Annotated in this window: 25 protein-coding genes; 8 read left to right on the top strand and 17 right to left on the bottom strand. The window is 67.2% G+C overall.

Going from position 1 to position 26,882, the window contains the following annotated elements:
- Positions 1 to 25 precede the first annotated feature (25 nt).
- Complete coding sequence (locus tag ACIA5H_RS13255; protein WP_397076122.1) at positions 26 to 1,420, bottom strand: sigma 54-interacting transcriptional regulator; 1,395 nt, start codon at positions 1,418 to 1,420, stop codon at positions 26 to 28.
- Between the two features lie 140 nt (positions 1,421 to 1,560).
- On the opposite strand from ACIA5H_RS13255, the gene ACIA5H_RS13260 reads away from it, so the two are divergent.
- Positions 1,561 to 1,899: a VOC family protein gene (locus ACIA5H_RS13260; RefSeq protein ID WP_364435224.1), complete on the top strand. Its 339-nt coding sequence runs from the start codon at positions 1,561 to 1,563 to the stop codon at positions 1,897 to 1,899.
- Between the two features lie 167 nt (positions 1,900 to 2,066).
- Here ACIA5H_RS13260 and ACIA5H_RS13265 read toward each other — a convergent pair whose 3' ends face one another.
- The 3 genes from ACIA5H_RS13265 to ACIA5H_RS13275 all read right to left on the bottom strand — a co-directional run bounded on the left by ACIA5H_RS13265 (position 2,067) and on the right by ACIA5H_RS13275 (position 7,638).
- Positions 2,067 to 3,728, bottom strand: a complete 1,662-nt coding sequence (locus ACIA5H_RS13265; protein WP_397076125.1) for a hypothetical protein — start codon at positions 3,726 to 3,728, stop codon at positions 2,067 to 2,069.
- A gap of 216 nt (positions 3,729 to 3,944) precedes the next feature.
- Complete coding sequence (locus ACIA5H_RS13270; RefSeq protein WP_397076127.1) at positions 3,945 to 4,973, bottom strand: transglycosylase SLT domain-containing protein; 1,029 nt, start codon at positions 4,971 to 4,973, stop codon at positions 3,945 to 3,947.
- A 208-nt stretch (positions 4,974 to 5,181) separates the two neighbouring features.
- Positions 5,182 to 7,638, bottom strand: a complete 2,457-nt coding sequence (locus ACIA5H_RS13275; RefSeq protein ID WP_397076129.1) for an FHA domain-containing protein — start codon at positions 7,636 to 7,638, stop codon at positions 5,182 to 5,184.
- 563 nt (positions 7,639 to 8,201) lie between these two features.
- Between ACIA5H_RS13275 and ACIA5H_RS13280 the strand changes: the two genes are divergently transcribed.
- Together ACIA5H_RS13280 and ACIA5H_RS13285 are read left to right on the top strand one after the other, a co-directional pair.
- On the top strand, positions 8,202 to 8,819 hold the full coding sequence (locus tag ACIA5H_RS13280) for a dihydrofolate reductase family protein (RefSeq protein WP_397076131.1): 618 nt from the start codon (positions 8,202 to 8,204) through the stop codon (positions 8,817 to 8,819).
- Positions 8,820 to 9,283: 464 nt separating this feature from the next.
- Complete coding sequence (locus ACIA5H_RS13285; RefSeq protein WP_397076133.1) at positions 9,284 to 10,438, top strand: transcription termination factor Rho, short form; 1,155 nt, start codon at positions 9,284 to 9,286, stop codon at positions 10,436 to 10,438.
- A gap of 90 nt (positions 10,439 to 10,528) precedes the next feature.
- Here the strand turns inward: ACIA5H_RS13285 and ACIA5H_RS13290 are convergent, their stop codons facing one another.
- From ACIA5H_RS13290 to ACIA5H_RS13310, 5 genes are all read right to left on the bottom strand, one after another.
- Positions 10,529 to 11,233 carry a MerR family transcriptional regulator gene (locus ACIA5H_RS13290; RefSeq protein WP_397076470.1) on the bottom strand — a complete coding sequence of 235 codons (705 nt, stop codon included), beginning with the start codon at positions 11,231 to 11,233 and terminating at the stop codon, positions 10,529 to 10,531.
- A gap of 84 nt (positions 11,234 to 11,317) precedes the next feature.
- On the bottom strand, positions 11,318 to 12,523 hold the full coding sequence (locus ACIA5H_RS13295; protein ID WP_397076135.1) for a glycoside hydrolase family 76 protein: 1,206 nt from the start codon (positions 12,521 to 12,523) through the stop codon (positions 11,318 to 11,320).
- 411 nt (positions 12,524 to 12,934) lie between these two features.
- The gene (locus ACIA5H_RS13300; protein WP_397076137.1) at positions 12,935 to 13,345 is read right to left on the bottom strand and encodes a hypothetical protein; all 411 of its coding nucleotides are present in this window, start codon (positions 13,343 to 13,345) and stop codon (positions 12,935 to 12,937) included.
- A 225-nt stretch (positions 13,346 to 13,570) separates the two neighbouring features.
- Entirely contained in the window at positions 13,571 to 14,437 is an 867-nt protein-coding gene (locus ACIA5H_RS13305; protein ID WP_355078633.1) for a hypothetical protein, read from the bottom strand.
- Positions 14,438 to 14,580: 143 nt separating this feature from the next.
- Positions 14,581 to 15,198 carry a TetR/AcrR family transcriptional regulator gene (locus ACIA5H_RS13310; protein WP_379256020.1) on the bottom strand — a complete coding sequence of 206 codons (618 nt, stop codon included), beginning with the start codon at positions 15,196 to 15,198 and terminating at the stop codon, positions 14,581 to 14,583.
- An 84-nt stretch (positions 15,199 to 15,282) separates the two neighbouring features.
- Between ACIA5H_RS13310 and ACIA5H_RS13315 the strand changes: the two genes are divergently transcribed.
- On the top strand, positions 15,283 to 16,245 hold the full coding sequence (locus ACIA5H_RS13315) for an NAD-dependent epimerase/dehydratase family protein (RefSeq protein ID WP_397076140.1): 963 nt from the start codon (positions 15,283 to 15,285) through the stop codon (positions 16,243 to 16,245).
- Positions 16,246 to 16,350: 105 nt separating this feature from the next.
- Here the strand turns inward: ACIA5H_RS13315 and ACIA5H_RS13320 are convergent, their stop codons facing one another.
- Positions 16,351 to 16,749 (bottom strand): VOC family protein, encoded by a 399-nt coding sequence (locus tag ACIA5H_RS13320; RefSeq protein WP_364435253.1) that lies wholly within the window; start codon positions 16,747 to 16,749, stop codon positions 16,351 to 16,353.
- A gap of 103 nt (positions 16,750 to 16,852) precedes the next feature.
- Here ACIA5H_RS13320 and ACIA5H_RS13325 point away from each other — a divergent pair, with 103 nt between their 5' ends.
- Complete coding sequence (locus ACIA5H_RS13325) at positions 16,853 to 17,848, top strand: helix-turn-helix transcriptional regulator (RefSeq protein WP_397076142.1); 996 nt, start codon at positions 16,853 to 16,855, stop codon at positions 17,846 to 17,848.
- A gap of 237 nt (positions 17,849 to 18,085) precedes the next feature.
- Here ACIA5H_RS13325 and ACIA5H_RS13330 read toward each other — a convergent pair whose 3' ends face one another.
- The 4 genes from ACIA5H_RS13330 to ACIA5H_RS13345 form a co-directional block, all read right to left on the bottom strand.
- Complete coding sequence (locus ACIA5H_RS13330) at positions 18,086 to 18,571, bottom strand: SgcJ/EcaC family oxidoreductase (protein ID WP_397076144.1); 486 nt, start codon at positions 18,569 to 18,571, stop codon at positions 18,086 to 18,088.
- A gap of 37 nt (positions 18,572 to 18,608) precedes the next feature.
- Positions 18,609 to 19,571 carry an RNA polymerase subunit sigma-70 gene (locus tag ACIA5H_RS13335; protein WP_397076146.1) on the bottom strand — a complete coding sequence of 321 codons (963 nt, stop codon included), beginning with the start codon at positions 19,569 to 19,571 and terminating at the stop codon, positions 18,609 to 18,611.
- A 266-nt stretch (positions 19,572 to 19,837) separates the two neighbouring features.
- On the bottom strand, positions 19,838 to 20,917 hold the full coding sequence (ychF, locus tag ACIA5H_RS13340; RefSeq protein ID WP_397076148.1) for a redox-regulated ATPase YchF: 1,080 nt from the start codon (positions 20,915 to 20,917) through the stop codon (positions 19,838 to 19,840).
- A 106-nt stretch (positions 20,918 to 21,023) separates the two neighbouring features.
- Positions 21,024 to 21,947 carry a zinc-binding alcohol dehydrogenase family protein gene (locus ACIA5H_RS13345; RefSeq protein ID WP_379255258.1) on the bottom strand — a complete coding sequence of 308 codons (924 nt, stop codon included), beginning with the start codon at positions 21,945 to 21,947 and terminating at the stop codon, positions 21,024 to 21,026.
- 92 nt (positions 21,948 to 22,039) lie between these two features.
- Between ACIA5H_RS13345 and ACIA5H_RS13350 the strand changes: the two genes are divergently transcribed.
- The 3 genes from ACIA5H_RS13350 to ACIA5H_RS13360 are packed head-to-tail and all read left to right on the top strand — an operon-like array spanning position 22,040 to position 23,622.
- Positions 22,040 to 22,354, top strand: a complete 315-nt coding sequence (locus ACIA5H_RS13350; protein ID WP_397076473.1) for an NAD(P)H-binding protein — start codon at positions 22,040 to 22,042, stop codon at positions 22,352 to 22,354.
- 4 nt (positions 22,355 to 22,358) lie between these two features.
- Positions 22,359 to 23,195: a helix-turn-helix domain-containing protein gene (locus tag ACIA5H_RS13355; RefSeq protein ID WP_397076151.1), complete on the top strand. Its 837-nt coding sequence runs from the start codon at positions 22,359 to 22,361 to the stop codon at positions 23,193 to 23,195.
- Positions 23,196 to 23,205: 10 nt separating this feature from the next.
- Positions 23,206 to 23,622, top strand: coding sequence for a VOC family protein (locus tag ACIA5H_RS13360; RefSeq protein WP_397076153.1), 417 nt, complete (start codon positions 23,206 to 23,208; stop codon positions 23,620 to 23,622).
- An 85-nt stretch (positions 23,623 to 23,707) separates the two neighbouring features.
- Here ACIA5H_RS13360 and ACIA5H_RS13365 read toward each other — a convergent pair whose 3' ends face one another.
- Genes ACIA5H_RS13365 through ACIA5H_RS13375 form a run of 3 tightly spaced genes read right to left on the bottom strand, consistent with a single transcriptional unit; the run spans position 23,708 to position 26,849 of the window.
- Positions 23,708 to 24,559, bottom strand: coding sequence for a carbohydrate ABC transporter permease (locus ACIA5H_RS13365; protein ID WP_397076475.1), 852 nt, complete (start codon positions 24,557 to 24,559; stop codon positions 23,708 to 23,710).
- A 53-nt stretch (positions 24,560 to 24,612) separates the two neighbouring features.
- Positions 24,613 to 25,488 carry a carbohydrate ABC transporter permease gene (locus ACIA5H_RS13370; protein ID WP_397076477.1) on the bottom strand — a complete coding sequence of 292 codons (876 nt, stop codon included), beginning with the start codon at positions 25,486 to 25,488 and terminating at the stop codon, positions 24,613 to 24,615.
- Positions 25,489 to 25,538: 50 nt separating this feature from the next.
- Positions 25,539 to 26,849 carry an ABC transporter substrate-binding protein gene (locus ACIA5H_RS13375; protein WP_379255261.1) on the bottom strand — a complete coding sequence of 437 codons (1,311 nt, stop codon included), beginning with the start codon at positions 26,847 to 26,849 and terminating at the stop codon, positions 25,539 to 25,541.
- Positions 26,850 to 26,882: the final 33 nt, after the last annotated feature.

Here is a 26,882-nt window from a genome sequence, read left to right on the forward strand (position 1 = left end):
GATGCCTCGCCTGCAACAGCGGCGGTCATCGGCCGTACACCGCCAGACCGTCGTCGGAGTCCTTCGCGATCTGCCGGGCCAGGTAGAGCGCCTCCAGCGCGAACTCGACGGCCGAGGCGATCCGCGGCGGCGGATCGGCAGCATCGACGCCGAGCCGTCCGGCCACCTCGTGCAGGACCGGCAGTTCGGGCAATGCCGAGAGGACCTCCGCGCCGGGCACGCGTTCGCCGGTGGTGACCAGATGCCCGTCCCCGACCGCCTCGGCCAGTGGCCGCAGATTCAATCCGCCGAGCAGGGCCCGCGCGGTCTCGGAGAACGAGCGGCGCAGCAGATGGGTGAGATGTTCCTGCTCACGCCCCTCCTCGCCGGACTCGAATTCCAGCTTGCCGCGCAAGACGGCGGGAACGGATTCCAGGTCGACCGGACGCGCCACGGCAGGGCTCTCCCCCGTCACCGCGGACCTGCGCAAAGCCGCCGCGGCCACCGTCTCGGCCGCGGCCACGGCGAAACGAGCGGATACGCCGGACCGCTGGTCGATCGCGGACGACTCGCGCAATTGCCGCACGAACCGGGCGAGCACCTCGATCAGCGGGTCGCCCACTTCGGCAACGAGCTCGGCCTCCTGGCGCACCAGCGCCACCTCGGCCTCCACGCTGAGCGGGTAGTGAGTGCGAATCTCCGCGCCGAAGCGGTCTTTCAGCGGCGTGATGATCCGGCCGCGGTTGGTGTAGTCCTCCGGGTTGGCGGTGGCGACCAGCAGCACGTCCAGCGGAAGGCGCAGGGTGTAGCCGCGGACCTGGATGTCGCGTTCCTCCATCACGTTCAGCAACGCGACCTGGATACGTTCGGCGAGATCTGGCAACTCGTTGACCGCCACGATGCCGCGATGCGCGCGCGGGACGAGTCCGAAATGGATGGTCTCGGGGTCACCGAGACTGCGGCCCTCGGCCACCTTCACCGGGTCGACGTCGCCGATCAGGTCGCCGACGGAAGTGTCCGGCGTGGCGAGCTTCTCGGCGTACCGCTGCGAGCGATGCCGCCACGTGACGGGCAGGTCGTCGCCGAGTTCGGCGGCGAGCCTACGACCGGCGGGGCTGATCGGGTCGAGCGGATGTTCGCCCAGTTCGGCGCCCGCGATCACGGGCGTCCATTCGTCCAGCAGGCCGACCAGGGTACGCAGCAGCCGGGTCTTGCCCTGGCCGCGCTCACCGAGCAGCACGACGTCGTGTCCCGCCAGCAGGGCGCGTTCCAGCTGCGGCACGACCGTCCGGTCGAACCCGACGATGCCGGGCCACGGGTCGCCACCGGAACTCAGCAGCGTCAGGAGGTTCTCGCGGATCTCGGCCTTCACGCCACGCGGCAGGTAGCCGGCCGAACGTAGCTCGCCCGCGGTCGTGGGCAGGTGTTCGGGAACTTTCACGAATTCGACGCTACGTCCATTCCGCCATCGGGTCGACCGAAAGAAATCAATGTACGCTAGATTGCTAGCATGCTAGCTTGGATGGCGCGCCGATCAAGACGACATCCCGGACAACCGAAGCAACCCGAGGAGAGAGCGATATGACGACGAAGGGCATCGAGGGCGTCCACGTGGAGACGCACAACTGGGGCGCGACCGCGAGATTCTTCCTAGCCCTCGGCTATGAGCCGGAATTCACCACCGACCACAACTCCGGGCTGTTCCGCAACGGCGACGGACCCTATGTCTTCATCGCGGAGATCCCGAACAATCAGACGCCCCGCACCCAACTGGTGCTGACCGTCACCGACGCCGACGCGTTCCAGCCGAACAGCGATATCGACGTGGTCGCACCGTTCGAGGCAACCCATTACGGCACAAAGGAAATGACGGTGCGCGATCCCGACGGGCGCACCTGGAGTCTGCAGGCTCAGGGCTGAAAACGCCCCAGACACCGTGGGCCGGTGCGCCGCGCCGCAAATTCGGTCCGCGCTCCGGCACGCCGTCCGTTTGCAAGTAAGCGGCAAGACGGTCCGTAAACGAACTCGCCAAGTCGGCCGGACTTGCTGAACCGTGCTGTCTCCGAACGGATTACGGCCCGTTCATGTCATCGCGTGGTGAGTTGCGGTTCGTTGGACGCGTGCGGCGCGGTCGCGGCGGGGTCCTCCGGTTCGTGCACGACCGGAGACGGGTGCACGGCACCGACCGGCGTGACCTGCTCCATCCGCGGCGCGTGGTCGTTGCCATCGGGTGCGTAGTGCTGGGCCATGCCCGGCTCCAGCGCACGACCATTCGACTCCGAACGCGTCGCGGCAGCCTCCGAGAGCGCGACGTGCCCGGTGGGCTCCACCGTGCCAACGGCGTTCGACTCGGGGGGCACCTCAGGGGCCGCCGAGAGCATATGTTCGGTGACCGCCTCGGCCGCGCTGTGTGCCGTCGACTCGGGATGCGCCTCGGCGGTCTCGCCGCGCGCACCATGCTCGTTGGCCGCCTCCGCGAATCCGGGGGCACTCGGCTCGGGCACGGCCACGGAAGGCTCCACCGGCTGCTCGCCCGGCTCCGCCTGCCTGCCGGTGCGAATCCGGTCGAGCGTCTGTCGCACCGCCGCCGCCAGACGTGCGTCCAGGACAGCTTCGTCCGGACTGGCTGCGGCAGCCGCTTCCGGACCGCCCGCGGACGGCCGTTCGATCGCGGGCAGCGGCGTCGTTGCCAGCCACAGCTCGGTGAGTTCGGGCGCCGCAGCGGCGGGCGCGGCGATCGGGGCTTCGGCGGCGGGCTGCTTCTGCCCCGCCTCAGCGGCCTGTCCGTGCTGCGGAGCCGCGGGGGCCGCGCCCTCCCGGCCGGGTGCGGGCGGCTCGCTCGCGGCGGATTCGCTCGCACGGCGAGCCGTCGGCTCCATGAGGATGCTCGGCAGGATCTGGTTCCCGGCGCCGCCGACCTGGGTGAGCGCCGCCAGTCGTTCCTGGAGATCTTCGTGGTCGGGGACGGCGGCGGTCGCCTGCTCGATCGCGCGCCCGTATCGCTCGGCGACGAGCCGGTGGGTGACGAGCGCGACGCCGATCATGATGGGCGCGATCGCGTGGATACCGATCCCGGCCACCTCGCCCGTCCTGATGTAGGGAAACGTGTTCAACGCGATACTCGCCGTCAGCAGGACGCCCTCGACGGTGTAGACCTGCCACAGCCGATCGATCACGCCCCACTCGGCGGTGTCCCCGGTGGACAGCATCAGCGCGACGAGTACCGCGCTGATCAGCGCTTCCAGACCGTAGGACAGCCAGAACATCGGATTGGTCGCACCGCCGGACGGCGCGATGTTCTGCTGCACCGTCACCGCGGAGAACAGCATCGAGAACGCGACGACTCCGGCCAGCAATCCCAGCACCCTCGGCTTGCGCTGATGCAGGCGGGCGACTTTCGCGTGCGGGCTGCTGCTGTGCCGCTGCTCACCGATCGCCTGGGCGGCCCGCAGCAAGTCGGCGGCTTCCCGTTCGGCCAGCTCGGCGGCCGTGCGCCGCACCCGCTCCGCGGCGTCGGCGGCCGCCTGGATGCGCGCCCGTTTCTCGTGGCGTTCATAGTCACGCACGAGCTCGGCCAACTCGCGGGAGGCGGCGAGCTCACGCTCCGATAATGCTTCGAGCAGCGCCGGATCGTCCTGGTGGGCCAATCGCTCATGCGCGATCTGCACCCGATCCGGCAGCGCGCCTGCCACCAGATCATCCATCGGCGACGCCCCGGCGGGCGCGTTGGTCGTGAAACGACGGAACATCAGCAAAGAACCTTTCCGACGGTCGAGTGTTCCAGACGCAGCGCGCCATAGCTGCCTCGGCCGTCGAACCGGACGACCGACCCGGCCGAGAACGAAAAGATAACTCGTCATCGAAATCCGTTCGACCCGACGAGCAATCGGAGCCGCTCAGTGGCAGCGGAACGAATCCCGCAGGACAGATCGCAGGTCCCATCCGGATCGCTCCCGTCCCCGGGCTCAGTAGCCCTTCGGCGAACGATTCGGATCCGCTTGCTGAACCTTCGCTTGCAGGTCGTGGCCGTCGCGGGAGACACCGTACCGCTCCATGACGTAGTTCATGCTGGCGGCGACATTGGCCACCGGATCGTGAATGTTGCTGGAGGTTCCAGCGGCATGGTAGCCAAGGAAGGTGCTGGGGATCGTCTGGGTAAGTCCCCTGGACGCATGTCCGGCGGCCGCGTTGCTGTCCCAATTGTTCACGGCGTTGGGATTTCCGCCGGATTCTCGTTCGATCAGAACCCGGTAGCCGCGCTTCCAGTACTCACGGGCCACCGGATCGGTGATGCCGAGCGCGTCGAGCGCGCCGTCGATCGCGGCGTCGACCGAGACGTTGCCCTGGTAGCGGGCGTAATCAGCGCTCGTCGCGGCAGGCACGAAGCCGGGGCCGGGTGAATAACTGCGCTGCATGTAGTTGCTCGGCACGTAGTTGCCTGCCGCCGAGGCGGGGGTGTACGTGGGCGCGGAGCCGTCGATGTTCTTCGCGTGCGCTTGGACGCGGTCGGTGGCCTTCGCGAGCTCGTCGTGTACGTCGTCGATCGTCTTCAGCACGGCGTTCGCCAGCCTGATCTCGATGTCCGTAGCGATGTACTGCTTGCCCGGGCTCGCCCCGGGAGCCGCGTCCAGTGTCGCCTGCAGATCTTTGACATGCTGCCTGATAGCGACGAAGGTGCCGCTGGAGATGTCGTAGGTGCCGTAGGCGGACAGATCGACGTTGTCGTCTTGCTTGCGGATGTCGTTCTTGATGTCGTCGAACTCCTGCGTCCGGTTGGCGTAACCCTCGGCCAAGACCGACTTCTTCTCGTCACCGGTGACGAGCTTCTCGTCGCGCAGCAACTTGACCACATCCGGCGCCTGCGAAGGCGAACCCGTCGCCAGCAGATCCGCCGACGTCTGGATCGTCTGGCGGCCCACTTCGATGACCGCCTTCAGGCCCGGGCTCGCGTCCGCGGGCGGGTCCAGCTTCACCACCCAGCGGTCGGTGCTCATCGAGACGCCCCAGCCCCGGTCGGCCGCGGCCTTGCGAATACCAGCATCATCACCTCACGCCTGACAACGCTCACCAGGCCGTGCGTGGCCTACCAGTCCGACGCCGTCGAGTATCCCGCAACGCCCCATGCCCCTTTCCCGGCTGTGGGAGTAGCGGCTTCGAGCAGCCGATCGCCACGGGCGCGCGCCGGCGCGGCACGCGAAGACGTCAGATCGTCGCGGGGCGGCGGGCGCCGCGGCGCCGTGGACGCAGTTGGTAGAGGCGATACCAGGCCAGCGCGAGGAAGATGGCTCCCAGACCGGCGACCACTCCCATATCGAGCACCCAGGTGCCGATGGTGTGTTTCCACAGCGGGTCGGGCCCCCCCTCATGCGGGGAGAGGGTGTCGAGGTCGAGAGTGGCGGCTCCCGCAGCGAACCCCCACCGAGCCGGCGCGATGTATGCCAGCTGTTCCAGGACGGGAGTGCCGGGCAGCCGCACCAGACCGCCGGTGAGCACCAGTTGCGCCATGGACAGCACGATCAGCAACGGCAGCGTCTTCTCCGAGGTGTTCACCGATACCGACACCAGCAAGCCGAGTGCCAGCGACGAGATGCCGAGCAACGCCATCATCAGCATCAATTCCAGCTCGACCGAGGTGAACAGCCCCGTGGGCGGCATACTGACCCCGATGGTGCCGATCAGGACGAGCACTACCGCCTGCAGCGTGGTGATCACGCCGAGGACCAGCAGTTTCGACATCAAATAGACGCCGGCCGACAATCCTGCCGCGCGTTCTCTGCGATAGATCGTCTGTTCCTTGACGATCTCCCGGATCGAGTTGCCGGTGCCGACGAAGCATGCCGCGAACGCCAGGATCATGAGCTTGGTCGCGGCATCGACGTTCGTTCCCGGCGCACCGGTGAATCCCTGACCGGCCGGCACGGCGGCGATCAACCCACCGAGCAGCAGGGGCATGACACCGAGCAGCGCCAGATAACTGCGGTCCGAGGCGATCACCGCGAGGTAACGCCTGCACAACGTGCTGAGCTGGCTGAACTTGGACTGCGACGGTGGCGGCGGCGTCGGTGTGTGCACTTCCGCGGGGACGACATCGTCGGTCGGGCCGACCGACACGTAGCGGTCGTAGCGTGGCGACTCCCGGAACTCACCGGCCCAGTCCCGCTCTTCCTCGCGGTCGAAAGCCTGGAACACCTCGGCCCAGCTCCCCGCGCCGAACTGCAGCAACCCTTCCGCGGGCGGACCGTAGTAGGCCAGCCGGCCGCCGGGCACCAGGACCAGCAGGCGGTCGCAGGCATCGAGGTTCGCGACGCTGTGGGTGACGACGATGACCGTACGCCCGTCGTGCGCCAGTCCCGACAGCATTTCCATGACCGTCTTGTCCAGGCCGGGATCCAAACCGGATGTCGGTTCGTCGAGGAACAGCAAGGAGGGTTTGGTCAGCAGTTCCAGTGCGACGCTCACGCGTTTGCGCTGCCCACCCGAGAGCCGATCGATGCGGGTGTCGGCGTGCCGCGCCAAGCCGAGCTCGTCGAGGACCTCGTCGACCCGCTGCTCGCGCTCCTCGCGGCCCGTGTCACCGGGGAAACGCAGCTCGGCCGCGTAGAGCAGCGCCCGGCGCGTCGGAAGCTGGTTGTGCAGGATGTCTTCCTGCGGTACCAATCCGATGCGGTGGCGGAGTTCGTCGTAGTTGGTGTACAGATCGCGGCCGTCGTAGAGCACCGTCCCCTCGGTCGCGGGCCGCAACCCGGTGATCGCGCCGAGCAGTGTCGATTTGCCCGCCCCGCTCGGCCCGATCACCCCCACGAGCGATCGTCCCGGGATGGGGAACCTCACGCTGTCCATCAACACCTTGCCCTCGGGTGTCCGGACGGTGATGTTCTGCACGCAGACCGATACGTCACCGGTGTCGACGAACTCGCGCAGTTCGTCGCCGACCAACCGGAAGGTGGTATGGCCCATTCCGATCAAGTCGGATTCGGACAGATCGGCGGCGGCGACGCGGGCTCCGTTGACGTAGGTGCCGTTGTGGCTGTCGAGGTCGACGATCCGGTATCTGCCCGCACCGATCGTCCGCAACTCGGCGTGATGGCGGGAGACCATGAGATCGTGCGCGACGATGTCGTTGTCCGCGGCGCGCCCGATTCGGAGAGTGGGCGACGTTATCCGGACCACCGCGCTGGGGTGGTCCGCCGGAGGCGCCGACCGCGACACCCGCCGGGGCAGGCCCGGATCGAACTTCGTGACCGTTGCTTCGTCGTCGAGAGCGTAGCCGGGGTTCGGCACGATCATCGTGTCGCCGCCGGCATCGCCATCGGGTTCCTGCTCGGGTGGGGTTTCCACCGAGCAAGCCAATTTCTCGCCGTCCACCGCGTGTCCGAGCTGGAACGTCTCGTCGTGATCGATCACCATCCGATCGACGCGGTGACCGTCGAAGAACGTGCCGTTGAGACTGTGCGCGTCCTCGATTTTCCAACCGTCCGCACCACGCTCCAGAACGGCGTGCAACGACGAAACGCGGGGATCGGAGACGACGATATCGGCCGCCGGATCGCGACCGACGTTATAGGCACCACCAGCGCGGAGCCGATAGACGCGTTCCCGTGTCTGGACCACGAGAACCGGCGCCTCGGGCAATTCGGTGGAGGATGATCCGTCCGCCATAAAGGGAGTATACGACCGCGCCACACGGTAGCCGCAATAGTCGCGACCGCCCGATCTCGCCACGAGTCTCACCGCCGCGATCTCGCTCCACCACACGAACCCCGGCTGAGCAGTACAAATAGGCATGTAAGACAGTAGGGCAGCCTCGTCCGCAGCCACCTGCTCACGCCGGATTCGAGAAACAGCAGTCGAATCCAGGGAATCACAACCGATCGTGCCGTTACAGCTCGGATCGATAGGCGAGCCCCGTCTCGTCGCGATATTCCCGCATTCGGCGCCGGGGTCAGCGAATCCGGTCGGGGCAGTCCAAATCATTCAATGTTCAAATCATCCTCGATTGCCCCAGGAGTTATTCCGAAAACGTCCGATCGTCGCAGCCCGATTGCGTTTTCTTGCAACGAAACCGGCTTGCCACCCGGCCTTCCTTACCGGTACAGCGTCGGCCGACCCCGTACCGGTTCCACTCCCGATGTGCACACGACTTCGCCTGTGCCGCAATGCCGAAAGGCTGGGCCGGCCGCCGCGACCGATGATTTTCGGTCGGGGGGCCCGTCCTGACACACATGACCGATCTGACAGGAGACAGCCGCATGCAGATCCGCGCACGCCTGTGCATGAGTGCCGACGGTTATGTGACCACTCCGAACGGCTGGCCGCCCCAGGTGCTGGATCCGCTCCACGGGCCTGGCAGCCATGGCATCGCGGAATTCCTCGAGCCTGTCGAGGCGGCGCTGATGGGCCGGACGACGTTCGAACCGGCGCTCACGAACGACCGGTGGCCGTGGCCGGGCTTGCAGGTGTTCGTGCTCGGCTCGCGTCGTCCGAAGGGCACGCCCGACGATGTCATCGTCGAAAGCGATCCGGTTCGACTGCTCGAGCGCTTGCGCGCCGCCAATCGCGGTGGCGATGTCCATCTCATCGGCGGTCCCCGCACGATCGACACCTTTCGTGCGCTCGGCGCGCTCGACAAGCTGGAGCTGGTGGTCCTGCCGTTCCTGGTCGGCGGCGGAATGCGCCTCACTGATGCCTCGAGCGTCGGTACGGGCTTGGAATTCGAAACCTCGCGCGCGCTGCCGGGCGGGTCGGTCGAGATCGTCTACCGGGTACGGCCCGACGGAGCCGTCCCCGCGGCGCAGGAGCCGGACTGGGCGCCTGACTCGCAACGTCGACGCAGGAACTGACCCGAGCACGAGTCCGCCGATGACCGCCGCGCATCACCCGAGCACAGCCGGCGGTACACACTCCATGCCGCCCGCTTGGACAAACAGGCAAGCCTGGGTCTGAAGTGCCTGCGCCACAGCATATTCGCGACTTCACAAGGTGCGCGAAGCGGCTCTCTCGAGCAGCGCGCAGTCGTGCTCGCGTCCTGAGCAGTTCAGCTGATCAACGGCGGGGAACAAACGGGCGCTATTGCGTGTTGTCGCTGATGCCGCTACCGTGAGGCGGTCTCCATCTTGTGGATGTAGGTGTCGACTCCCTCCCACAAGAATCCACAGTCGCCACGGCGGTCTCGTATGCCGTGCGCTCGGCAGCACGTCCGGAGCAGACAGCGCCCGGCCACCTAACGGCGCATGCAACGAGCGTCATTCCCGTAGGCGGCATTCATCGGCAACCCGCCACATTCATTCCCCCGAGGAGAAAAACCATGCAAGACAACACTATCCACAGTGAAGACAGCCCCACCGGGGAGAACCGGACTAAATCGGTCACCGGCATCCTCGACATCACGCACAACCACGCCTCGCTGCACGTCGACGGTTATCTGCCCGGACCGCGGGACGCTCATGTGCCCGCGCGTTTGATCCGCGAGCACGGCCTGCGCCGCGGCGATACCGTCACCGGCACGGTCGGACCGAAACGTGAAGGCGCCAAACTCGCACCGCTCGTCGGAGTGGACAGCATCAACGGCTTGCCACCCGGCAATACCAGAGCGCGACCGCACTTCGCCGACTTGATCCCCATCTATCCCCAGGACCGGCTACGGCTGGAGACCGAGCCGCATGAATTGACCACACGCGTCACCGATCTGGTCATGCCGATAGGCAAGGGCCAGCGCGCGCTGGTCGTCGCACCGCCCAAGGCGGGCAAAACCTCTGTGCTGCAAGCCATCGCGCACGGCATCGCCAAGAATCATCCCGAATGCCAGCTGATGCTGGTATTGGTCGGGGAACGCCCGGAAGAGGTGACCGACCTGTCCCGCGCGGTACCGGCCGAGGTCGCCGCCGCGACCTTCGACCAACCGGCCCAGGACCACATCGCACTCGCCGAACTGGCCATCGAACACGCGAAACGCCTCGTCGAAATGGGTCACGACGTCGTCGTGCTGCTGGACTCGCTGACCCGGCTTGCCCGCGCCTACAACCTGGCGGCCGCCGGGTCCGGCCGCATCCTCTCCGGCGGCGTCGACGCCGGGGCACTCGCGCCACCGAAGAAATTCCTCGGCGCCGCACGAAATATCGAGCACGGCGGCTCACTCACCATCATCGCCACTGCCCTGGTCGAGACCGGCTCGCTCGCCGACACCGTGATCTTCGAAGAATACAAGGGGACCGGAAACGCCGAACTGAAGCTCGATCGGCACCTCGCCGACCGCCGTCTGTTCCCCGCGATCGACATCGACCGCTCCAGCACCCGCAAAGAGGAACTGCTGCTGTCCGCCGACGAGCTCACGGCCACGGGGTCCCTGCGCAAGACCCTCTCGGGCCGCGACCCGCAGCAAGCGCTCGAACTGCTACTGACCGGCCTCCGCCAAACCGGAACCAACCCGGAATTCCTGACCCAGATTCGCAACGCGGGCTGACAAGGGTCTACTGCGCCTGGAGACCGGCGTCTACCCCACTCGCCGCACCGAGCGAGTCGACACAGTCCTCGCGGCTCCGCGGATTGTGGATCATTCCTGGGGTGTGCGATCGAGCATCGTGAGGTAGGCATCGAGCTGGGCCGCGCCGGCGAGCAGGTTGCGGCTGCGCGCGGTCAGCCGGTCCTGCCAGGAGTCGAGGAAAACCCGCAGCGCGTCCGCCCCGCCTGCCTCGCGCAGTGACTCGATGAACTGCGCGACCTGGGACAGCAGGTAGCCGCCTCGGCGCAATTGTCGCGCGATCTCGGCGTCGCGTATGCAGTCCGGTCCGTATTGGCGATAGCCCGTTGCCCGATCGCGTTCGGGGCGCAGGATGCCCTGGGTCTCCCAGGTGCGCAGGGTCGCCGGGTGCACGCGGATTCGGCGCGCGAGTTCGCCCACGGTCAACGGTCGACCGTGGACCGGAGTCGGCATCGCGGTGGACAGACCGCCCAAGGCCTTGGCGACCTCGGTGCGTGTGTCGCGTTCGGTGAGCAGCGCGACGTGGGAGGCGTCGATGAGCCGGTAGGCGGACTCGGTATCGCCGCGGTTGGCCGCGCGCATGATCTCCATTGCCTGCTGGTGCCCGTGGCCACCGCGCAACGCCAGGAAAGCGCGTAGCGCCTGCTTGTGCAGGAGCGTGTAGCGCCGGTAACCGGTCTCGCTGCGCTCGGTCGGCGGGAGGATGCCCGCGTCGTCGTAGTTGCGGATCGCCTGTGCGGACAACCCGTGTTCCCGGGCGAGGTCGATGGGCCGCAGGTTGCACCTCCGATCGAGTCTTTGCTCTCTGGCTTCCAGGTAAAAGCGGTAGAAGTCCCTGCGCGCCGCGCTTCCCCCATGGGCTCAGCGGCCCGCGGCGATGAGCTGGTGATCCGCTTCGAGCAGCATCCACCCGCTCAGCTGTACCGAGAGATCGCTGCTCAGGTTCGCCGACGAAGCGGCGGACGAGTGGGTGAACTGGGGAAAGGTTTCCGGATGCGCCGGCACCGTGACCGGGCGGGTCCAGTCCACACCGAACAGTGGTAGCCCGTCCACCTCGGCGCGGTGTTTCCAGGCCGCCTGCGCGGAAGCGTGCACGATATTCGCCGCGGTGGTGTCGCCCAAGGACAGTGCGGCCTCCGCGAGATATCTGGCGAGGATGCCCATGAACAGCCCGGAGTCGTCGCCGGAGGCCGCGACGATCACCCCGGCGTCGGTGAGCCTGTCCCCCGCCGCGGCGACGAGATCTGCCACGCGCCTGCGATGGTGTGATTCACCTGTGCGAAGCGCCAGCTCGGTTTCCAACCCGATGGTCACCCCCTGGCAGTAGGTGTGGACGGTCCGCTCTACTCGTCCGCCTGGCTCATGGACACCGTCGAGAACCAGGCCGCTGGCGGTGTCGCGCAATCGGGTGTGCAGGAAATCGGCGAGTTGTCCGGCGCGCGAAAGTTCGCCCAAACGCGCCATAGCGATGCCGGTCGGACCGATCGCGGGGGTGTTGTAATACTCGTCGCCGGACCGCCAGGGCACCGCACCGACATCCGGATTCCATCCCTCGATCAAACCGGCTCGCAGCTCGCCGACGGCGTCGCCGAAGCGGACGCCGAGCAGCCGGTCGGCGCGTTCGAGTGCCAATACCAACCAGGACATATCGTCGTAGTACCGGTTGGTCCAGCCGGTGAGGTTGCGGGTACGGATACCGCGCGCGATGGCGACGACCCGGTCTATGCGTTCGGGCGTGCGGGCGCGATACGCGGCGTCCACCGCACAGTCGAGAAGGTGGGCTTGCCACCAATAGCACCATCGCGCGAACGACTGGTCCAATAAGGACCCTGGCCAGACGAGCGTGCCCAGCCGCATCTGCGGCTGACCCCAGAGCGTGCGCACGTGCCGCTGCACGATGGCCTGTTCCGCCAGGTCCGCCCGCCTCCCCGGCTCCTCGGGGCCCGGGGAAACTTTCCGCGTGATCGTCACCGCCTGCGCGGGCTGGGCCAATGCGGTGAGTGCGATCGCTGCTCCGGCCGCCAGCAACACACCGCGCCGACTGATTTCCTTCTTCCGGCGATCCATCCGCTCGGACTCCCTTTACTGAACAACGATCACCGGAGCCGGAAACCGGGCAGCTCGATCCTATCGCGCAACGACCATTACGGCGCGGCGGCGACGGGCTCCCCAGGTGCGGGCGGCAACGCTCAGCGCGGCTCCTGCCGGTCCGAGATCGGGAACGCTGCCCACACCGCCGCACGGATGCCCGAACATCATCGACCTGACCTTCGAACGCGCTCCAATGGGCAGCCGCATAGGGAGCCTCCCACCGGGCACCTGGGACTCGATCCAGGCCGGGATCAAGCCCTGACACCAGTCTTAAGTAGCCGCATACTGCGCTGGCTGGTTCGGTCAGCGCGGTATGCCCGAGATCGACGGTGCTGAGGGAATCTCAGGGATTCATTCGGCGACCCGCGGCGGTTGGCCTCCGCTCTTTCACGCGGCGTGCAGAGCCGCAGCCACCTTGCGGGTCATCTCGTCGACGACGGGGCCGGGCTGACCGTTGCGGCTCGTTGCCGCAGCGGCTTCGAGGGCGACCAGCACGGTGGTGCGGAAGTTGTCGGCCTCGGCGGGATCCTGCTGGTCGAGCAGAGCCACCGCGGCGGCCAGGGCCGGCAGCACCTGGTCGGCGAGCTCGGCGACGGTCCTGCCGGTCAGATGGATGTCCTTGGACTTCGCGTTCAGCACGTGCCCGACCCGGCCGGTCGCCGACGTCAACGCGATGGAGCCGGCGGTGGCGGCCTTGTGGGGCTCAACGGAGGCGGCGGCGAGCAGGGAGACCGCACCGTAGGCGGCAGAGCGGACGGTGGCCTTGTCCTGGTCGGTCAGGGTGAGGGTGGCGGACATTTTGCGCTCCTTCGAAATCCGTTGTGGCAGTGGCCCGAACCGGTGTCGGTCCGGGCCTGTTTTGTTCGATGGGCATACTTTGTCCGGAGCGGCTGACAGCGCACTGATGCCGACCTGACGCGGTGACTGACACAACGTCCGACCGTTACCCCACGATGATGGTCACCGCTGACGGGTGCTGATGGTTGGGTCGACGCGGTATGCAGGCACTACGGCTCGTTCGGCCTACCGAAACCACCTCCGACGTGCCGACTTGCGGGGCTCCATCTGGACGACGATCCCGCCGAAACGTGCCTCCTGCATGGTCGCGGGGTGTCCGTCGATAAAACATGCACCGGTTCGAGTGGTCTCGACGCATTCCTCCTTCTGGGAGCCGGAGCCGTCCGGGTGCTCGAGCGTATCCGCGTAGTAGCAGATCATCCCGCCACTCATACTGGTGTTGAAACCCCTGACCCGGCGCCCGGCGTGGTCGGTGGTGCGGCTCAGGCAGTGATCGCAGACCGCGCGGGGGTAGCGTTCCTCATAGATCGTCGGCCGGTCGCAGTGCGGGCAGGGTTGCGTGTATCGACGCCCAGCGGCCGGACTTTGCATCAGAAAATCATTGCGGGCGAAGATGCTGCGTGCCGAGTCTCCTCGGACGCCCCTGCGCCGCAGTCCGATTAGAAGGAACTCGGCGTAGTCGGCTACCTCGGGAGCGATCGCTCCGCTCCGGGGTATCTCGCCTATGCGTGTGAGGCCGCCGTCGTAGGCCTCGAGCGCCAGGCGGTGCGCCACCGACAGTTCGCTGTCGGGGATGTGTCTGTTGGCATGTTCGGCTTGGGACAAGTGTTCGGCGATTACCGATTCGATGGTGTCTCCGCTCGCGGACAGTAGCCCGCTGCCGTAACTGGTCGTGGTCACCAGGACGTAGCCGTCCATCTCGCCGCGGTCGGTTCCGATTGTCTGTAAGAACGCGAAACCTTGCCCGTAGCGAGCATTCTCCAGCCCCTGGTGGGGGTATGGGACAAGAGTGTCGGGATCCCGCACCAGATCGCGCGCGATTCGCAGCGCTTCATCGTAGGTCGGCGGAGAGCTCTGGTCTGGCCGCTTCATGACCGAAAGCCTATCGCGCTGAACTTCTCTGACCTGAAAGCGAATTCGGCAGTACAGGATGCTCAGAACCGCGGTCGAGGCGAGTGCCCGATCACTCCGCGACAGTCCCATAAGACGCACGACAGAGTCTGGAGTTCCGAAGCTTATCCTTCGGTCGCCCTGGACGTTTGGGTCCCGGTGGAATCAGTGGCTGCGATCGCGAGAGCGGCCAGGTCGAGGTGGATGTCGTCCAGCGGGACGGTGGAGCATTCGGCACGAGCGATGATCATGGCCCCCTCGACCGCTGACAGCATGAGTGCCGCGAGCCGTTCGGCGCGCGCCGCCGGAATGCCGTACTGCACCAGCGCCTGGGTCAAGGCGGTGCGCCATTGCCGATAGGCGTCACGGCAGGCGAGGGTGAGGGCGGTGGAGCGCGGAGCGGAATCGAGGGTGACCGTGCTGACCGGGCACCCGCCCAGATAGCCCGATTCGACGAGTCCTCGGCTCAAGTGCAGGGCGAATTGCTCGCAGAAGGAGCGCACGTCCGGCGCGTGGGCGGCGGTTTCCCGAATCAACCGGGTGAACTCGTCCGCGGATTCCTCGATCGCCGCGACCGCCAGCTCCTGCTTCCCGCCCGGGAACAGGTAGTACAGCGAGCCCCGGGGGGCGCCGCTGGCAGCGACGATCTCACTGAGCCCGGTGGCCTGATAGCCCTGGCGTTGCAGTAACTCGCGGGCGGCCGCTACCAGGCGCGGCCGGGAATCGGATGGGGGACGAGGCATATCTCCAGAATACTATGCCGACCGGTCAAGCTACGATCATACTATGATGACCGGTCAAGTTACTTTCGAGAAAGGTAGATAGGGATGAAGGTGCTGCTTACGGGTGCGACCGGGTTTTTGGGGCAACGTGTGGTGCATCGGCTGGTGGCCGACGGACACGACGTATCGACGTTGGTCCGGGGCACGGGCAGGCGCATTCCGCAGGTAACCGTCGTGCCGGGCAGCCTCGAGGACGTGGCGGCCTGGGAAGATCGGCTGGCCGGTATCGACGTCGTCGTTCATGCGGCGGGGCTGGTGTCGACGTGGGCTCCGCAGCGGGCCCTCGACGAGGCGATCGTGGAGGGCACGCGCGATGTGCTGGCCGCGGCCGTGCGGCACGGTGTACGCCGATTCGTCTATATCAGCAGTGAATCGGTGCTGCAGGACGGTCGGCCGCTGCTCGACATCACCGAATCCCAGCCCACCCCGGCCGTGCCCAGCTCACGCTACGGCCAAGCGAAACTCGCCGCCGAACACCTGATCCGCGCGCACGCGGATGTGATCGAGACGATCGTGCTGCGGCCCACCTTCATCTGGGGTCCGGGTTCGGGGCAGCTGGCCGACCTGGCCACTCGCGCCCGCGCCGGCAAGCTGCCGCTGATCGATCACGGTATGGCAAGTTTCGAACATGTCCACGTCGACAACGTCGCCGCCGCTGTCGCCGCCGCGCTGAGCGAGGGCACGCCCGGCGGCACGTACCTCATCACCAACGCCGAGCCGATGCCGGTCCGCGAGTTCCTGACCGGCGTGCTCGCTGCCCAGGGCGCGTCGATGCCGACTCGGTCGGTCCCGTCCGGGCCGCTATTCGCCCTCGCCCGTGCCGCCGAATGGCTCTGGTCCACCCTGCCGCTGCCCGGGCGTCCGCCACTGACCCGATTCGAGATCGAATTCCTCGCCCTGCCAAGGCGATACGACATCACCCTGGCCCGCCACGAGCTGAAGTACGAGCCCGCCGTCGGCTTCGCCGAGGGCATCGCAGGTCTCGACGAAACCCGCCGGGCCATCTAGCCGCGGCGCGGATCGGGCGGAGCCGCCTCATCACCGATCGAGGTTCCGCTTTCACGTGTCTGGCTCTAGTCGACTCGAGAGCGCGCTCATGCCGATGAGCGGGTGTCAAGAAGCGAACTTGGCGACGGCTTGCGCGGTGACCGGCGTGAAGAGGTTGATCAGGTTGCCGTCGGGATCGCGGAACAGCAACGACCGGTTCCCCCACGGCATCGTCGTTGGCTCGTTGACGAAATCCTCGACCGCATCCCGCAACCGTCGGTAATCGGCATCGACATCGGGGACCAGGAATTCGATGATCGCGGTGTGGTTGTCGGCTGGGCGCGCGCTGCCTGCCGCGAACAGCGCCACGGTGCGGGTGCTTCCGATCGCGAGTGCGCCGGCAGGCGTGACGATTTCAGCGAAATCCGGTGTAGCCCAAGTTGCTTCGACACCGGTCACGTGCTGATAGAAGCTGACCAACCGCTGGATGTCATCGGTGATCAGGCGGATCGAGACTAGCTTCATTGTGTGCTCCTGCTGTCGGATGAGGCGGAAGTTCCGCCGCCGCACGCCACCGTAGAGTCGATACCGGACAGTTTCCGCCCGGTATAGATGCGAGAATTTCCCGATGACGCGCCCCACCGCCCGCGTGCTGGCCCTGCTCGAGTTGTTGCAGGCCGGCGGTACCCATACCGTCGGTGAACTGGCCGGACGGCTGGGCGTCGATGAACGCACCGTCAGGCGATACGTCACCCATCTCACCGACCTGGATATCCCCGTCCGATCGGTTCGGGGCCGCTACGGGGGCTACCAGCTCGCCCACGGGTACCGAATGCCGCCGCTGATGCTGACTGACGACGAAGCGGTGGCGGTGTTACTCGGACTCCTCACCAACCGCGGCGCCGACCGATCGACAGCTTCCGCCCGCGCAGCCGACAGCGCGACGGCCAAACTCCGCCGCGTCCTGCCCGCCCGCCTGACGGCCCGGCTGGACGCATTGATCAACACCGTCGAGTTCACCGCCGACGCTCGCCCGGAAGTCGCTGTCGAGACCGCCGTCCTGCTCCGCCTCGCCGAGGCCACCCGCGAGCACCGACCGGTCGCGATCGACTACACCGACCGAAACGGGCGGCCCAGCGAGCGGACCGTGCACCCCTACGGGCTCGTCGACCACTCCGGCCGGTGGTACCTGACAGGGCAGGACAGCAACAGCGACGAACTACGCCAGTTCCGGCTGGACCGGATCACCGCGGTGACCACACTGCCCGGAACGTTCACTCCGCCCACCGGATTCGAGCCGGCAGCTCACCTGCTGTCCGCACTTGCCACGGCGCCCTACCGGCACGAGGTATCGATCCGAGTGCAGGGCACGCTCAGCCAGGTCCGCCCGCTGCTCCCCGCGACGATCGCGACCATGCACGAGATCGACTCACCGCCGGCCGACACTTGCCCGTGGGTCCGGGTCCGAATCCGGGCCGAACAACTCGACTGGATTCCCCCAGTCCTCGCCGGCCTGAATCGCCCGTTCGTCATCGAACACCCCGACACCCTCAAAGACGCCGTACGCGCCCTGGCCTACCGACTCACCGCGGCCGCCGACGGCCGATACCAAACCCACAGGTAGCCCCACCGGGCACTTAGACCCGATCCGGGCCGGATCAAGCCCTACCCCCAAGTCTTAAGTAGCCGCATAGCGCGCTGATCGAAACCGGCTAGCGGGCAGTGCTGGCGGAACGACGGAGCCCGACCAGTCTTCGCAGCGCCAGCGCGAGGGCGCGATACACCCTGCGACGGGCGGCCCTCATCCACATCGGCGGATGAGGGCCGTCCAGTCAGTGCGGTGGCTGGTTCACCCCGCGGCTCACTGGGAAGGCGCCAGTACCGGGCTGTTGTGATAGGCGGCGATCAGCCACTGATGGTTGCGCTTCTGGAGGACCCACGTCGCGTTCACCTTGCGCTCGTCGGTGGGAACTTCGGTCTCGCCGGCGAACAGGATGGCGGATTCGCTGATGACGATCGCGGCATCCTCGCCGATGAAGCGGACGCTGAGCTGTTTGTTGTAGGTTGAGCTGCCCGCGAGCGGCCCCGCGAAGGCCAGTGCCATGTTCTGGCGGATCACCTCACGGCCGTCGCGGAGCGAGCCCGTCATGATGGCGGTCGCGTCCGCGGAGTAGTTGGCGACCATGGCGTCGGCGTCGCCCGCCTCCCACGCCTTGTAGGAATCAGCCAGCACGGCCTGGATCGCGGCCTCGTCTGCGGCGCGATGGTTCGACATCGGAGTCTCCCTTGGTGGTCGGATCGCCTGCAGTGTTCCGGCGACCTCGGGAATACACGCCGGCGGCGGCATCCGAACTCATCGCGCCGCTGGAAGGAAACTTTCCGGTCTAGGCGTCGAGTCGGGCCGCCAGGCCGAAAGCCGCGAAGATCTCGGGATCCTGGAACACCGAATTCCGGCTGATGCCCTCGGGGGTGACTGTGAAGATCTGCAGCGTGTGCAGTTCGTACCGGCCACCGACGCGCTGATAGGCCGCGAATCCGGGTTGGCCGCCGTTGGCGGCGACCTGCTGGAGAACCCAGTCCTTCCCGGCCGCCTCGAAGACCCATTCCATGAACCGGCCGTAGTTGCCGCGGCCGGAGAACCAGTTGAGCATCGGCGGCATCTCCATGATGACGTCCTCGGTGAGCAGACGCTTGAGGCCCTCGATGTCGGCGTGCGCGAACGCCGTCATGTAGCGCTCGACCCAGGCGCGCTGCTCGGTCGTGGACGGTTCGCGGACCGGTTCCAACCCGACCCCGATCTCTTTCAGGCGGGTGCGCGCCCGCTGCAGGGAGCTGTTCACCGATACGACGGTGGTGCCGAGAATTTCCGCCGTCTCGGTCGCGGAGAAGCTGAGCACCTCACGCAGGATCAGCGCACCGCGCTGACGCGCCGACAGGTGCTGCAGGGCGGAAGCGAATGCCAAGCGCAGGCTGCTGTGATCGATCACGATCCCGGACGGATCGGCATTGTCCAGCAACGAATCCGGTAAGGGCTGCAGCCAGGCGGCGTGCTCTCCCCGCACGAAAGGCCCGAGCGGATCCGCCGCTGCCACCAATCCAGATGGCAGCGGTCGGCCGCCGCGAGTCTGCAGCGCGGTCAGGCAGACATTGGTCGCGATCCGGTAGAGCCAGGTGCGCAGTGAGCTGCGCGTTTCGTCGTACTGCTCCCGCGCCCGCCACGCCCGCAGATACGTGTCTTGGACCAGGTCCTCAGCGTCGTGCGCCGAGCCCAGCATCCGGTAGCAGTACGCCAGCAGCTCCGTCCGGAACGGTTCGATCCGACGATCGAAGCCTTCTTCCCTCGTCATCACGCCTCATCTCCACGACCGTCACAAGCACCGGATCGGCGACTGCGGTGGTCATCCGCTGCGGAAGGGTCGACCACCACGCGGGTCGTCAACAGCCCGGCCATGGCCGCCCTCTCGGCCATCCGCTTCAGCCGCATACCGCGCTGACCGAACCGACCGGCGCGCAGCCCGGCCGTACGGCTGGGCCCCGCCCGAGATACCGGACGGGGCCCAGCAGAGTCTCTACTAGCAACGATGTGCGCGCTACCCTACTTCTTCGCAGCGCCTCAGACGTTGAAGCGGAACTCGACCACGTCGCCGTCGGTCATGACGTAGTCCTTGCCTTCCATGCGGACCTTGCCCGCGGCTTTGGCGGCGGCCATGGAGCCTGCATCGACGAGGTCGTCGAAGGCCACCACTTCGGCCTTGATGAAGCCGCGTTCGAAGTCGGTGTGGATGACGCCGGCGGCCTTCGGGGCGGTGTCGCCCTGGTGGATGGTCCAGGCGCGGGCTTCTTTCGGGCCCGCGGTGAGGTAGGTCTGCAGGCCGAGGGTGTGGAAGCCGGCGCGGGCCAAGGCGTGCAGGCCGGGTTCGGTCTGGCCGATGGATTCGAGGAGTTCGGTGGCGGATTCCTCGTCGAGTTCGAGGAGTTCGGCTTCCACCTTGGCGTCGAGGAAGACCGAATCGGCCGGGGCGACGGAAGCTTTCAGCTCGGCGACCTTCGCCTCGTCGGTGAGCACCGACTCGTCGGCGTTGAAGACGTAGAGGAAGGGCTTCGTGGTGAGCAGCGAGAGCTCTTTCAGCAGCTCGGTGTCCACCTTGTCGGCCGCGGCGAACAGGGTGGTGCCGCTGTTGAGGATCTCCTGCGCGGCCTTCGCGGCGTCGGCGACCGGCTTGCGGTCCTTCTTGACCTTCGCTTCCTTCTCCAACCGCACGACCGCCTTCTCCAGGGTCTGCAGGTCGGCCAGGATGAGTTCGGTCTCGATCACCTCGATGTCGGCGCCCGGGTCGACGCGGCCGTCGACGTGCACCACGTCGTCATCGGCGAACACCCGTACCACCTGGCAGATGGCGTCGGCCTCGCGGATGTTGGCGAGGAACTTGTTTCCCAGGCCCGCCCCCTCGGACGCGCCCTTCACGATGCCGGCGATGTCGACGAACGACACGGTGGCGGGCACGATCCGCTCGGAGGAGAAGATCTCGGCCAGCTTGTTCAGCCTCGGATCGGGCAGGGGCACAACGCCGACGTTCGGCTCGATGGTCGCGAACGGGTAGTTCGCGGCGAGCACGTCGTTCTTGGTCAACGCATTGAACAGCGTCGACTTGCCGACGTTGGGCAGACCGACAATTCCGAGGGTGAGACTCACGAGGAACAGAGTCTACGCGGCGCGCCGACCCGGCTCTCCCGCGAGTGGCACATGGCGGAGGGGTCTCTCGGACTTCGCCGCAGCCATGTGCCACTCGCGGCCCGTTTCAGGGGATGAGGACGACTTTGCCGAGGTTGGCGTGGGCTTCGATGGCGGCGTGGGCTGCGGCGGCTTGGTCGAGGGGGTATTCGGCGTGGACGGCGGGGCGTAGTCGGCCGGAGGCGAAGTATTGCCAGAGTTCTTGGCGCCAGTGTTCGTAGACGTCGGGCTGGGTTTTCGCGATGCGGGCCATCTGGAAGCCGATGACGGATTTCGCGCCGACGAGCAGGTCGTAGGCCTGAATGGTGCCGCCGCCGGAACTGTAGGCGATCAACCGGCCACCGGGAGCCAGCGCCGCGATCGCGGGTGAGAGCAGATCGCCGCCGACGGCGTCCAGCACGTAGTCGGCGGGAGCGCCCCACGACTCCTGGCCGTACTCGACCACGTCGTCGGCTCCGAGTTCCCGCACGAACTCCGACTTCGCGAGATCCGACACCGCGCCGACCACCCGCGCCGCGCCACGGACCCGCGCCAACTGGACCGCGAGGTGACCGACGCCGCTCGCGGCGGCGGTGATCAGGGCGGACTCCCCTTCCCTGGGCGATGCGGCACTGAGCGCACCGAGCGCCACCAGGCCGCTGCGCACCAGCGCGACCGCGTCCACCGCCGACGCACCGTCCGGAATCGGCGACGCCATGGCCGCCGAGAGCAGGGCGTAGTCGGCGTAGCCGTGTCCGAACACGAGACCGGTCACGCGGTAGCCGGGCCCGTATCGGTCGACGCCCTCGCCCACCGCGACCACCTCGCCCGCGATCTCGCCGCCCAACGCGATCGGTTCGCGCTGCTCACGCACCTTCCGCACCACCGGCAGGGTCACCCCGACCGCCTCGACACGGACCAGAAGCTCACCCGGCCCTGGTGTCGGGACTTCGACCGAGACGAGCTCGAGCACCTCGGGACCACCGCTGCGCTCGTACTGCACCCGCCGCATCACACCTCCAGAAATCGTCAGGAGGCGCAACGGTAACCGGATCGCGGGTGGTGATCACAGTCCACTACACGCTGTAGTGGTACATCTCACCGCTGGTCGAGACCAGCGGAGAGCAGCCGGAGCGTTGGGTCCGCGCCGATGCCGTGCGGTCCATCGTCGAGGCGATGGCTATGGCGGACCTCGCGCGGATGGTCATCGTCAGCAACAGCGCCCGAGTCGCCGGACCCGGCGACGATCGGTTCCCCCGCTTCGTGGTGAAGCCGCTGATCCCGTGCCCGCTGTTGCGGCACAGCCTGGCCGGCACGTCCGCGGCGGAGCATGTCGTCCGTGATTCGGCGCTGGACTGGACGATCGTCCGCGCACCTCAACTCTCGAGGCACTCCTGTCGGTCCCTCGGCGTAGCGTGACCGCATGGAGCCGACCTCCGAGGTGGTGACGGCGCGTCCGGCACCCACGCTCGCCTCGTTCATCGACCGGTACGTCGGTTATCGCATGTCCGGGTTCGCGGCGGGGATGCATCGTGGGTTGCCGTCGCGGCACATGACTTTCATCGTCGCGATCGGGCCCACGATCGACGTCGTCGAGCAGACGGATCCACGGCAGTCGCCCCAGAACTATCGGTGTGTGCTGAGCGGCCTGCAAGCGAGCACGGCGCTGATCGCGCACGACGGTCGTCAGGAAGGTGTGGCCGTGTCACTCACGCCGCTGGGTTGCCGCACCTTGTTCGGCATGCCCGCAGCGGCGCTGTGGGACACGTCGGTGGAATTCGCCGACGTCGTCGGACCTGTCGGATCGGAGCTGTGGGAGCGATTGCAGTACGCGCCGAGCTGGCCGGAGCGTTTCGGTGTCTGCGATCGGGTGCTCTCGGCGCTGGCCGATCCGGTCCGTGTGGTCGGTCCAGAACTCACCTGGGCATGGCGTGCGGTGGTCGGTTCCTGCGGCGGAATCGCGGTCGGCTCGCTCGCCGCGGAGGTCGGGTGGACCAGACAGCATCTGACGCGCCGGTTCAAGCGCGAGTTCGGCCTGAGCCCGAAACTCGCGGCCCGGATCACGCGCTTCGAACAGGCGCGCCGGATGCTGGCGCACACGCCCTCCTACGTCACCATCGCCCAGGTGGCCGCCACGTGCGGGTATTACGACCAGGCTCATCTGGATCGAGACTTCGCCGACCTCGCCGGAACCAGCCCGACCGCGTGGCTGGCCGAGGAGATTCCATCCGTCCAAGCCCCGGACGAGTCCGCCGGATGACGATGAAGGCATGACGAATCCGACAGAAGTCAGCACCCGCACCGCCGTCTGGCCCACGCTCGTTTTCCGCGATGCCCGCGCGATGGCCGCCTTCCTGATCGAGGCGTTCGGCTTCCGGGAGGCCGCGCTCTACGCCCGCGAGGACGACCCATCGATCGTCGAGCACGCGGAACTGCGCTGGCCGCTGGGCGGCGGTGTCATGTTCGGCTCGGCAGGTAAGGACGACAGCCCGTTCAGTACCCGCCCGACCGGCACCAACTCGATCTATCTCGTCTGCGAGGAGCCCGACGCGCTGTTCGCCCGCGCCACCGCCGCGGGCGCCGAAGTGGTCCGTGGCCTGCGCGACGAGGACTACGGCTCACGCGGCTTCACGGTCCGCGACCCGGAAGGCAATCTCTGGAGCTTCGGCACCTACTGGGGCGCTTGATCGGCCTGAGGGCGAAGCGCGGGCGTCACCGAAGAGCACCGGCAACCGGAAAGGCGCGCGAATCAGGCGAACCGAGCACACCCGCTCAGCGCCCGCCGAAGCCCGACATCGCGATGCCGCGGATGAACGCGCGCTGGGCTATCGCGTAGATGAGCAGCAGTGGGAGCAAGATGACGACCGCGGCGGCCATGAGGATGGGCCACTGGGTGTAGTACTGGCCTTGCAGCCGGACCAGTCCCAGTGTCGCGGTGGCGACGTCGTCGCGCTGGATCATGACCAGCGGCCAGAGGAAGTCGTTCCACACGGTGATCCAGGTGAGCACGGCGAGCACCATCAGAGCCGGACGGGTGTGCGGCAGCAGCACCCGCCAGTACACCTGCCAGGTGGAACAGCCGTCGAGGATGGCGGCCTCCTCGAGTTCCTCGGGCAGCGTGCGGAAGAACTGCCGCATCAGATACGTGCCGAACGCACTGCCGAACAGGCCGGGCACGATCATCGCCCACGGGGTGTCCACCCAGCCGAACGCCCGCATCAGCAGGAACTGCGGAATCACCGTCACGGTCAACGGCACCATCAGCGTCGCGAGGTAGACCAGGAACAGCATGTCGCGCCCACGAAAACGCAGACGCGCGAAGGCATAACCGGCCAACGAGCAGAAGAAGACCTGCCCCGCCGTGACGCACAACGCGTAGATGGTGGTGTTGAGCAGCATCCGCCCCATCGGCAGCAGATCGAAGACCTTCTCGTAGTTCGACCACTGCGGCCGCTGCGGAAGGAACGCCGCATCGGCGATCTCGCCGTCCCGTTTCAGCGAGCCCGACACCGCCCACAGGATCGGCAGCAGCGCGCACCACCCGATGCCGACCAGCACCGCGTATATCGCGGTTCCGCGCACCACTCGCCGCACGATAGCCCGGTCGACGCGGCCGACCGCGATGAACGCGCGGTCGCGTCGAACCGGCAGCGCGCGCCGCACCGCCTCGTAGGTGTTCACTGTTCCACCTCCGACCGCCGGGCCATCCGCAGTTGCACCAGTGTCAGCAGGAACAGGATCGCGAAGATCACCCAGGCGAGCGCGGAGGCGTACCCGACCTCGTAGAAGCCGAACGCGTTCTGGAACAACATGATCCCCAGCAGGTACGTACCCGTCTCCGGCCCCCCGTTACCGCCGGTCAGCGCGTATGCCTGGTCGAACGCCTGCACCGAATTGATGATCGTGATGATGAAGACGAACGACAGCGGCCCCCGGATCAGCGGCACGGTGATCGCGAAGAATCGCCGCAGCGCCCCGGCTCCGTCGATCTTGGCGGCCTCGTAGAGCGTCTCCGGTACGCCCTGCATGGCAGCGAGCAGGATGACCGTCGCGAAGGGCACACTCTTCCACACGGTGACGATGCTGAGCGAGACCAGCGCCCAGTCGGGGTCGGTCAGCCAGGGCACCGCGTCGATGCCGATCCAGCCGAGCGCGACGTTGAGCAGCCCGTCGTCGGTGAACAGGAACCGCCACACCACGGCCATGGCGACCGCCGAGGCGACCAACGGCAGAAAAGCGATGGTGCGAAATACGCCTATGCCGGCCAATTTTCGATTCAGCGCGGCGGCGACGGCGAGTCCGATCAGCACCGTGGGCACCAAGGTCAGCAGCGTGAAAACGGCCGTGTTGCGTAATGCGATGAGAAACAACGGGTCCGAGATGAACAGCCGCCGGTAGTTGTCCACACCGACAAATCGCATGGGACTGAACAGGTCCCACGAATGAAAACTCAGATAGAGCGAAAAACTCAACGGGAACAACAAGAAAACCGCGACGGCCGCCACGTTGGGTGCGACGAATGCCCAACCGGCCCGCTCGCGCCGCCGCGCCAATCGGGACGCGACCCCCGCTTTGCCCGATGTTTGCGATCGCCGCCCTGCCATCATGGCGTCTCCAGCAGCGCGTCGACGTCGGAGGCGAAACGGCCGTCCAACGAGGCGGCGGTGGCGGCGCCGCGCAGCACTCGGTTGGAGCCGCGCTCGAGCAGGGCGGACACCTTCCCCCAAGCGGGGGTGATCGGCAGCGGGCGGGAATTGGCCGGACCGGCCGTGAACACCTCGAGATTGCGGACCTCCCGGTGCGCGGCGGCGAACCCCGGTGAGTTCATCGCCGACTGGAGCACGGGGACGAACAGCCCGGACGCGGCGATGATCGCCTGACCCACCGGTCCGGTAGCGAATTTGACGAATTCCCAGGCCTGTTCGACACGCGGGCTGCCCGCGGCGATGGCCAGGCCCGTGCTGCCGACGTCGGTGATCGCGCCGGGACCGCCGTGCGGGCCCACCGGCAGCACCGTGATGTCGATCGGGAGATCGTCGTGTCCGGCGAATTCGGAATACAGCCAATGCCCGCCCAGCGCCATCGCGGCCCGGCCCCGCCGGAACAGGTCTGGGGCCGAGACGGAAAGCGTGTCGGCGGCTTTCGGCGCCACGCGGTGGCGTACGGCGAGGTCGGCGTAGAACTGGAATCCCTCGGCGAACCGCGGATCGCCGAGGTTGGTCCTGGTCGGACGCACCGAGGGCGAGAACCATTCGGCGCCGTTGTTCATGCCGAAGCAGGCCGCCGAGAAGTACGGCACCCAGGCGTCGGCGAACCCCCACCGGGTGCGAGACGAGTCATGCCTGGTCAACGCCTCGGCAGCGGCCAGGAACTCGTCGAAAGACCAGGCGTCGCGCCAGCGCGCGGGCGGAGTGATCCCGGTTCCGTCGAACAGCTCCCGGTTGTAGTACAGGAAGACGCCGGACCACTGTTCGGGCAGGGCGTACTGCCCGCCCGCGTAGGTGAAGGTGTCGTACAGCGCCGGATAGCTGTCGGCGCGCAACTGGGTGGCGTACCGCGGATCGCGGTCGAGCAGGGTGTTCAGATCCAGCAGTACCCCGCGCTCGGCCAGCCCCGCGTAGGTCAGCTCCCACGCCATCAGCACGTCCGGGCATTTCCCGCCCGCGCAGTAGGTGAGCATCTGCTGGAGCGGGTCCGGACCCGACATGATGGTGCGAATCCTGATGTCGGGATGCAGCTTCCGGAACTCGTCGATGATCGTCAGCCGGACCCTGGCCTCTTCCGGCCTGGCCTGGAAGAAGAAGGTCAACGCGTCGTCGTCGGAGCCGCAGCCGCCGCTCGCCAGTAGTGGCGCGGCCAGCGCCGACCCGAGCAGCGTCCGGCGACGGACCCTGGCGACGGGATTCGCACGCAACACAGCCCTCCTCCAGGGCGGATGTGGAGCTTC

Origin of the sequence: Nocardia sp. NPDC051900 (assembly GCF_044452545.1) — a bacterium.
Classification (GTDB): Bacteria; Actinomycetota; Actinomycetes; order Mycobacteriales; family Mycobacteriaceae; genus Nocardia; species Nocardia sichangensis.

Coding starts and splice junctions, on each gene's coding strand:
- ACIA5H_RS13260 (WP_364435224.1), top strand. CDS start 1,561: ATGACGACGAAGGGCATCGAGGGCGTCCACGTGGAGACGCACAACTGG.
- ACIA5H_RS13265 (WP_397076125.1), bottom strand. CDS start 3,728: ATGTTCCGTCGTTTCACGACCAACGCGCCCGCCGGGGCGTCGCCGATG.
- ACIA5H_RS13270 (WP_397076127.1), bottom strand. CDS start 4,973: ATGAGCACCGACCGCTGGGTGGTGAAGCTGGACCCGCCCGCGGACGCG.
- ACIA5H_RS13275 (WP_397076129.1), bottom strand. CDS start 7,638: ATGGCGGACGGATCATCCTCCACCGAATTGCCCGAGGCGCCGGTTCTC.
- ACIA5H_RS13280 (WP_397076131.1), top strand. CDS start 8,202: ATGACCGATCTGACAGGAGACAGCCGCATGCAGATCCGCGCACGCCTG.
- ACIA5H_RS13285 (WP_397076133.1), top strand. CDS start 9,284: ATGCAAGACAACACTATCCACAGTGAAGACAGCCCCACCGGGGAGAAC.
- ACIA5H_RS13295 (WP_397076135.1), bottom strand. CDS start 12,523: ATGGATCGCCGGAAGAAGGAAATCAGTCGGCGCGGTGTGTTGCTGGCG.
- ACIA5H_RS13300 (WP_397076137.1), bottom strand. CDS start 13,345: ATGTCCGCCACCCTCACCCTGACCGACCAGGACAAGGCCACCGTCCGC.
- ACIA5H_RS13305 (WP_355078633.1), bottom strand. CDS start 14,437: ATGAAGCGGCCAGACCAGAGCTCTCCGCCGACCTACGATGAAGCGCTG.
- ACIA5H_RS13310 (WP_379256020.1), bottom strand. CDS start 15,198: ATGCCTCGTCCCCCATCCGATTCCCGGCCGCGCCTGGTAGCGGCCGCC.
- ACIA5H_RS13315 (WP_397076140.1), top strand. CDS start 15,283: ATGAAGGTGCTGCTTACGGGTGCGACCGGGTTTTTGGGGCAACGTGTG.
- ACIA5H_RS13320 (WP_364435253.1), bottom strand. CDS start 16,749: ATGAAGCTAGTCTCGATCCGCCTGATCACCGATGACATCCAGCGGTTG.
- ACIA5H_RS13325 (WP_397076142.1), top strand. CDS start 16,853: ATGACGCGCCCCACCGCCCGCGTGCTGGCCCTGCTCGAGTTGTTGCAG.
- ACIA5H_RS13330 (WP_397076144.1), bottom strand. CDS start 18,571: ATGCCGCCGCCGGCGTGTATTCCCGAGGTCGCCGGAACACTGCAGGCG.
- ACIA5H_RS13335 (WP_397076146.1), bottom strand. CDS start 19,571: ATGACGAGGGAAGAAGGCTTCGATCGTCGGATCGAACCGTTCCGGACG.
- ACIA5H_RS13345 (WP_379255258.1), bottom strand. CDS start 21,947: ATGCGGCGGGTGCAGTACGAGCGCAGCGGTGGTCCCGAGGTGCTCGAG.
- ACIA5H_RS13355 (WP_397076151.1), top strand. CDS start 22,359: ATGGAGCCGACCTCCGAGGTGGTGACGGCGCGTCCGGCACCCACGCTC.
- ACIA5H_RS13360 (WP_397076153.1), top strand. CDS start 23,206: ATGACGAATCCGACAGAAGTCAGCACCCGCACCGCCGTCTGGCCCACG.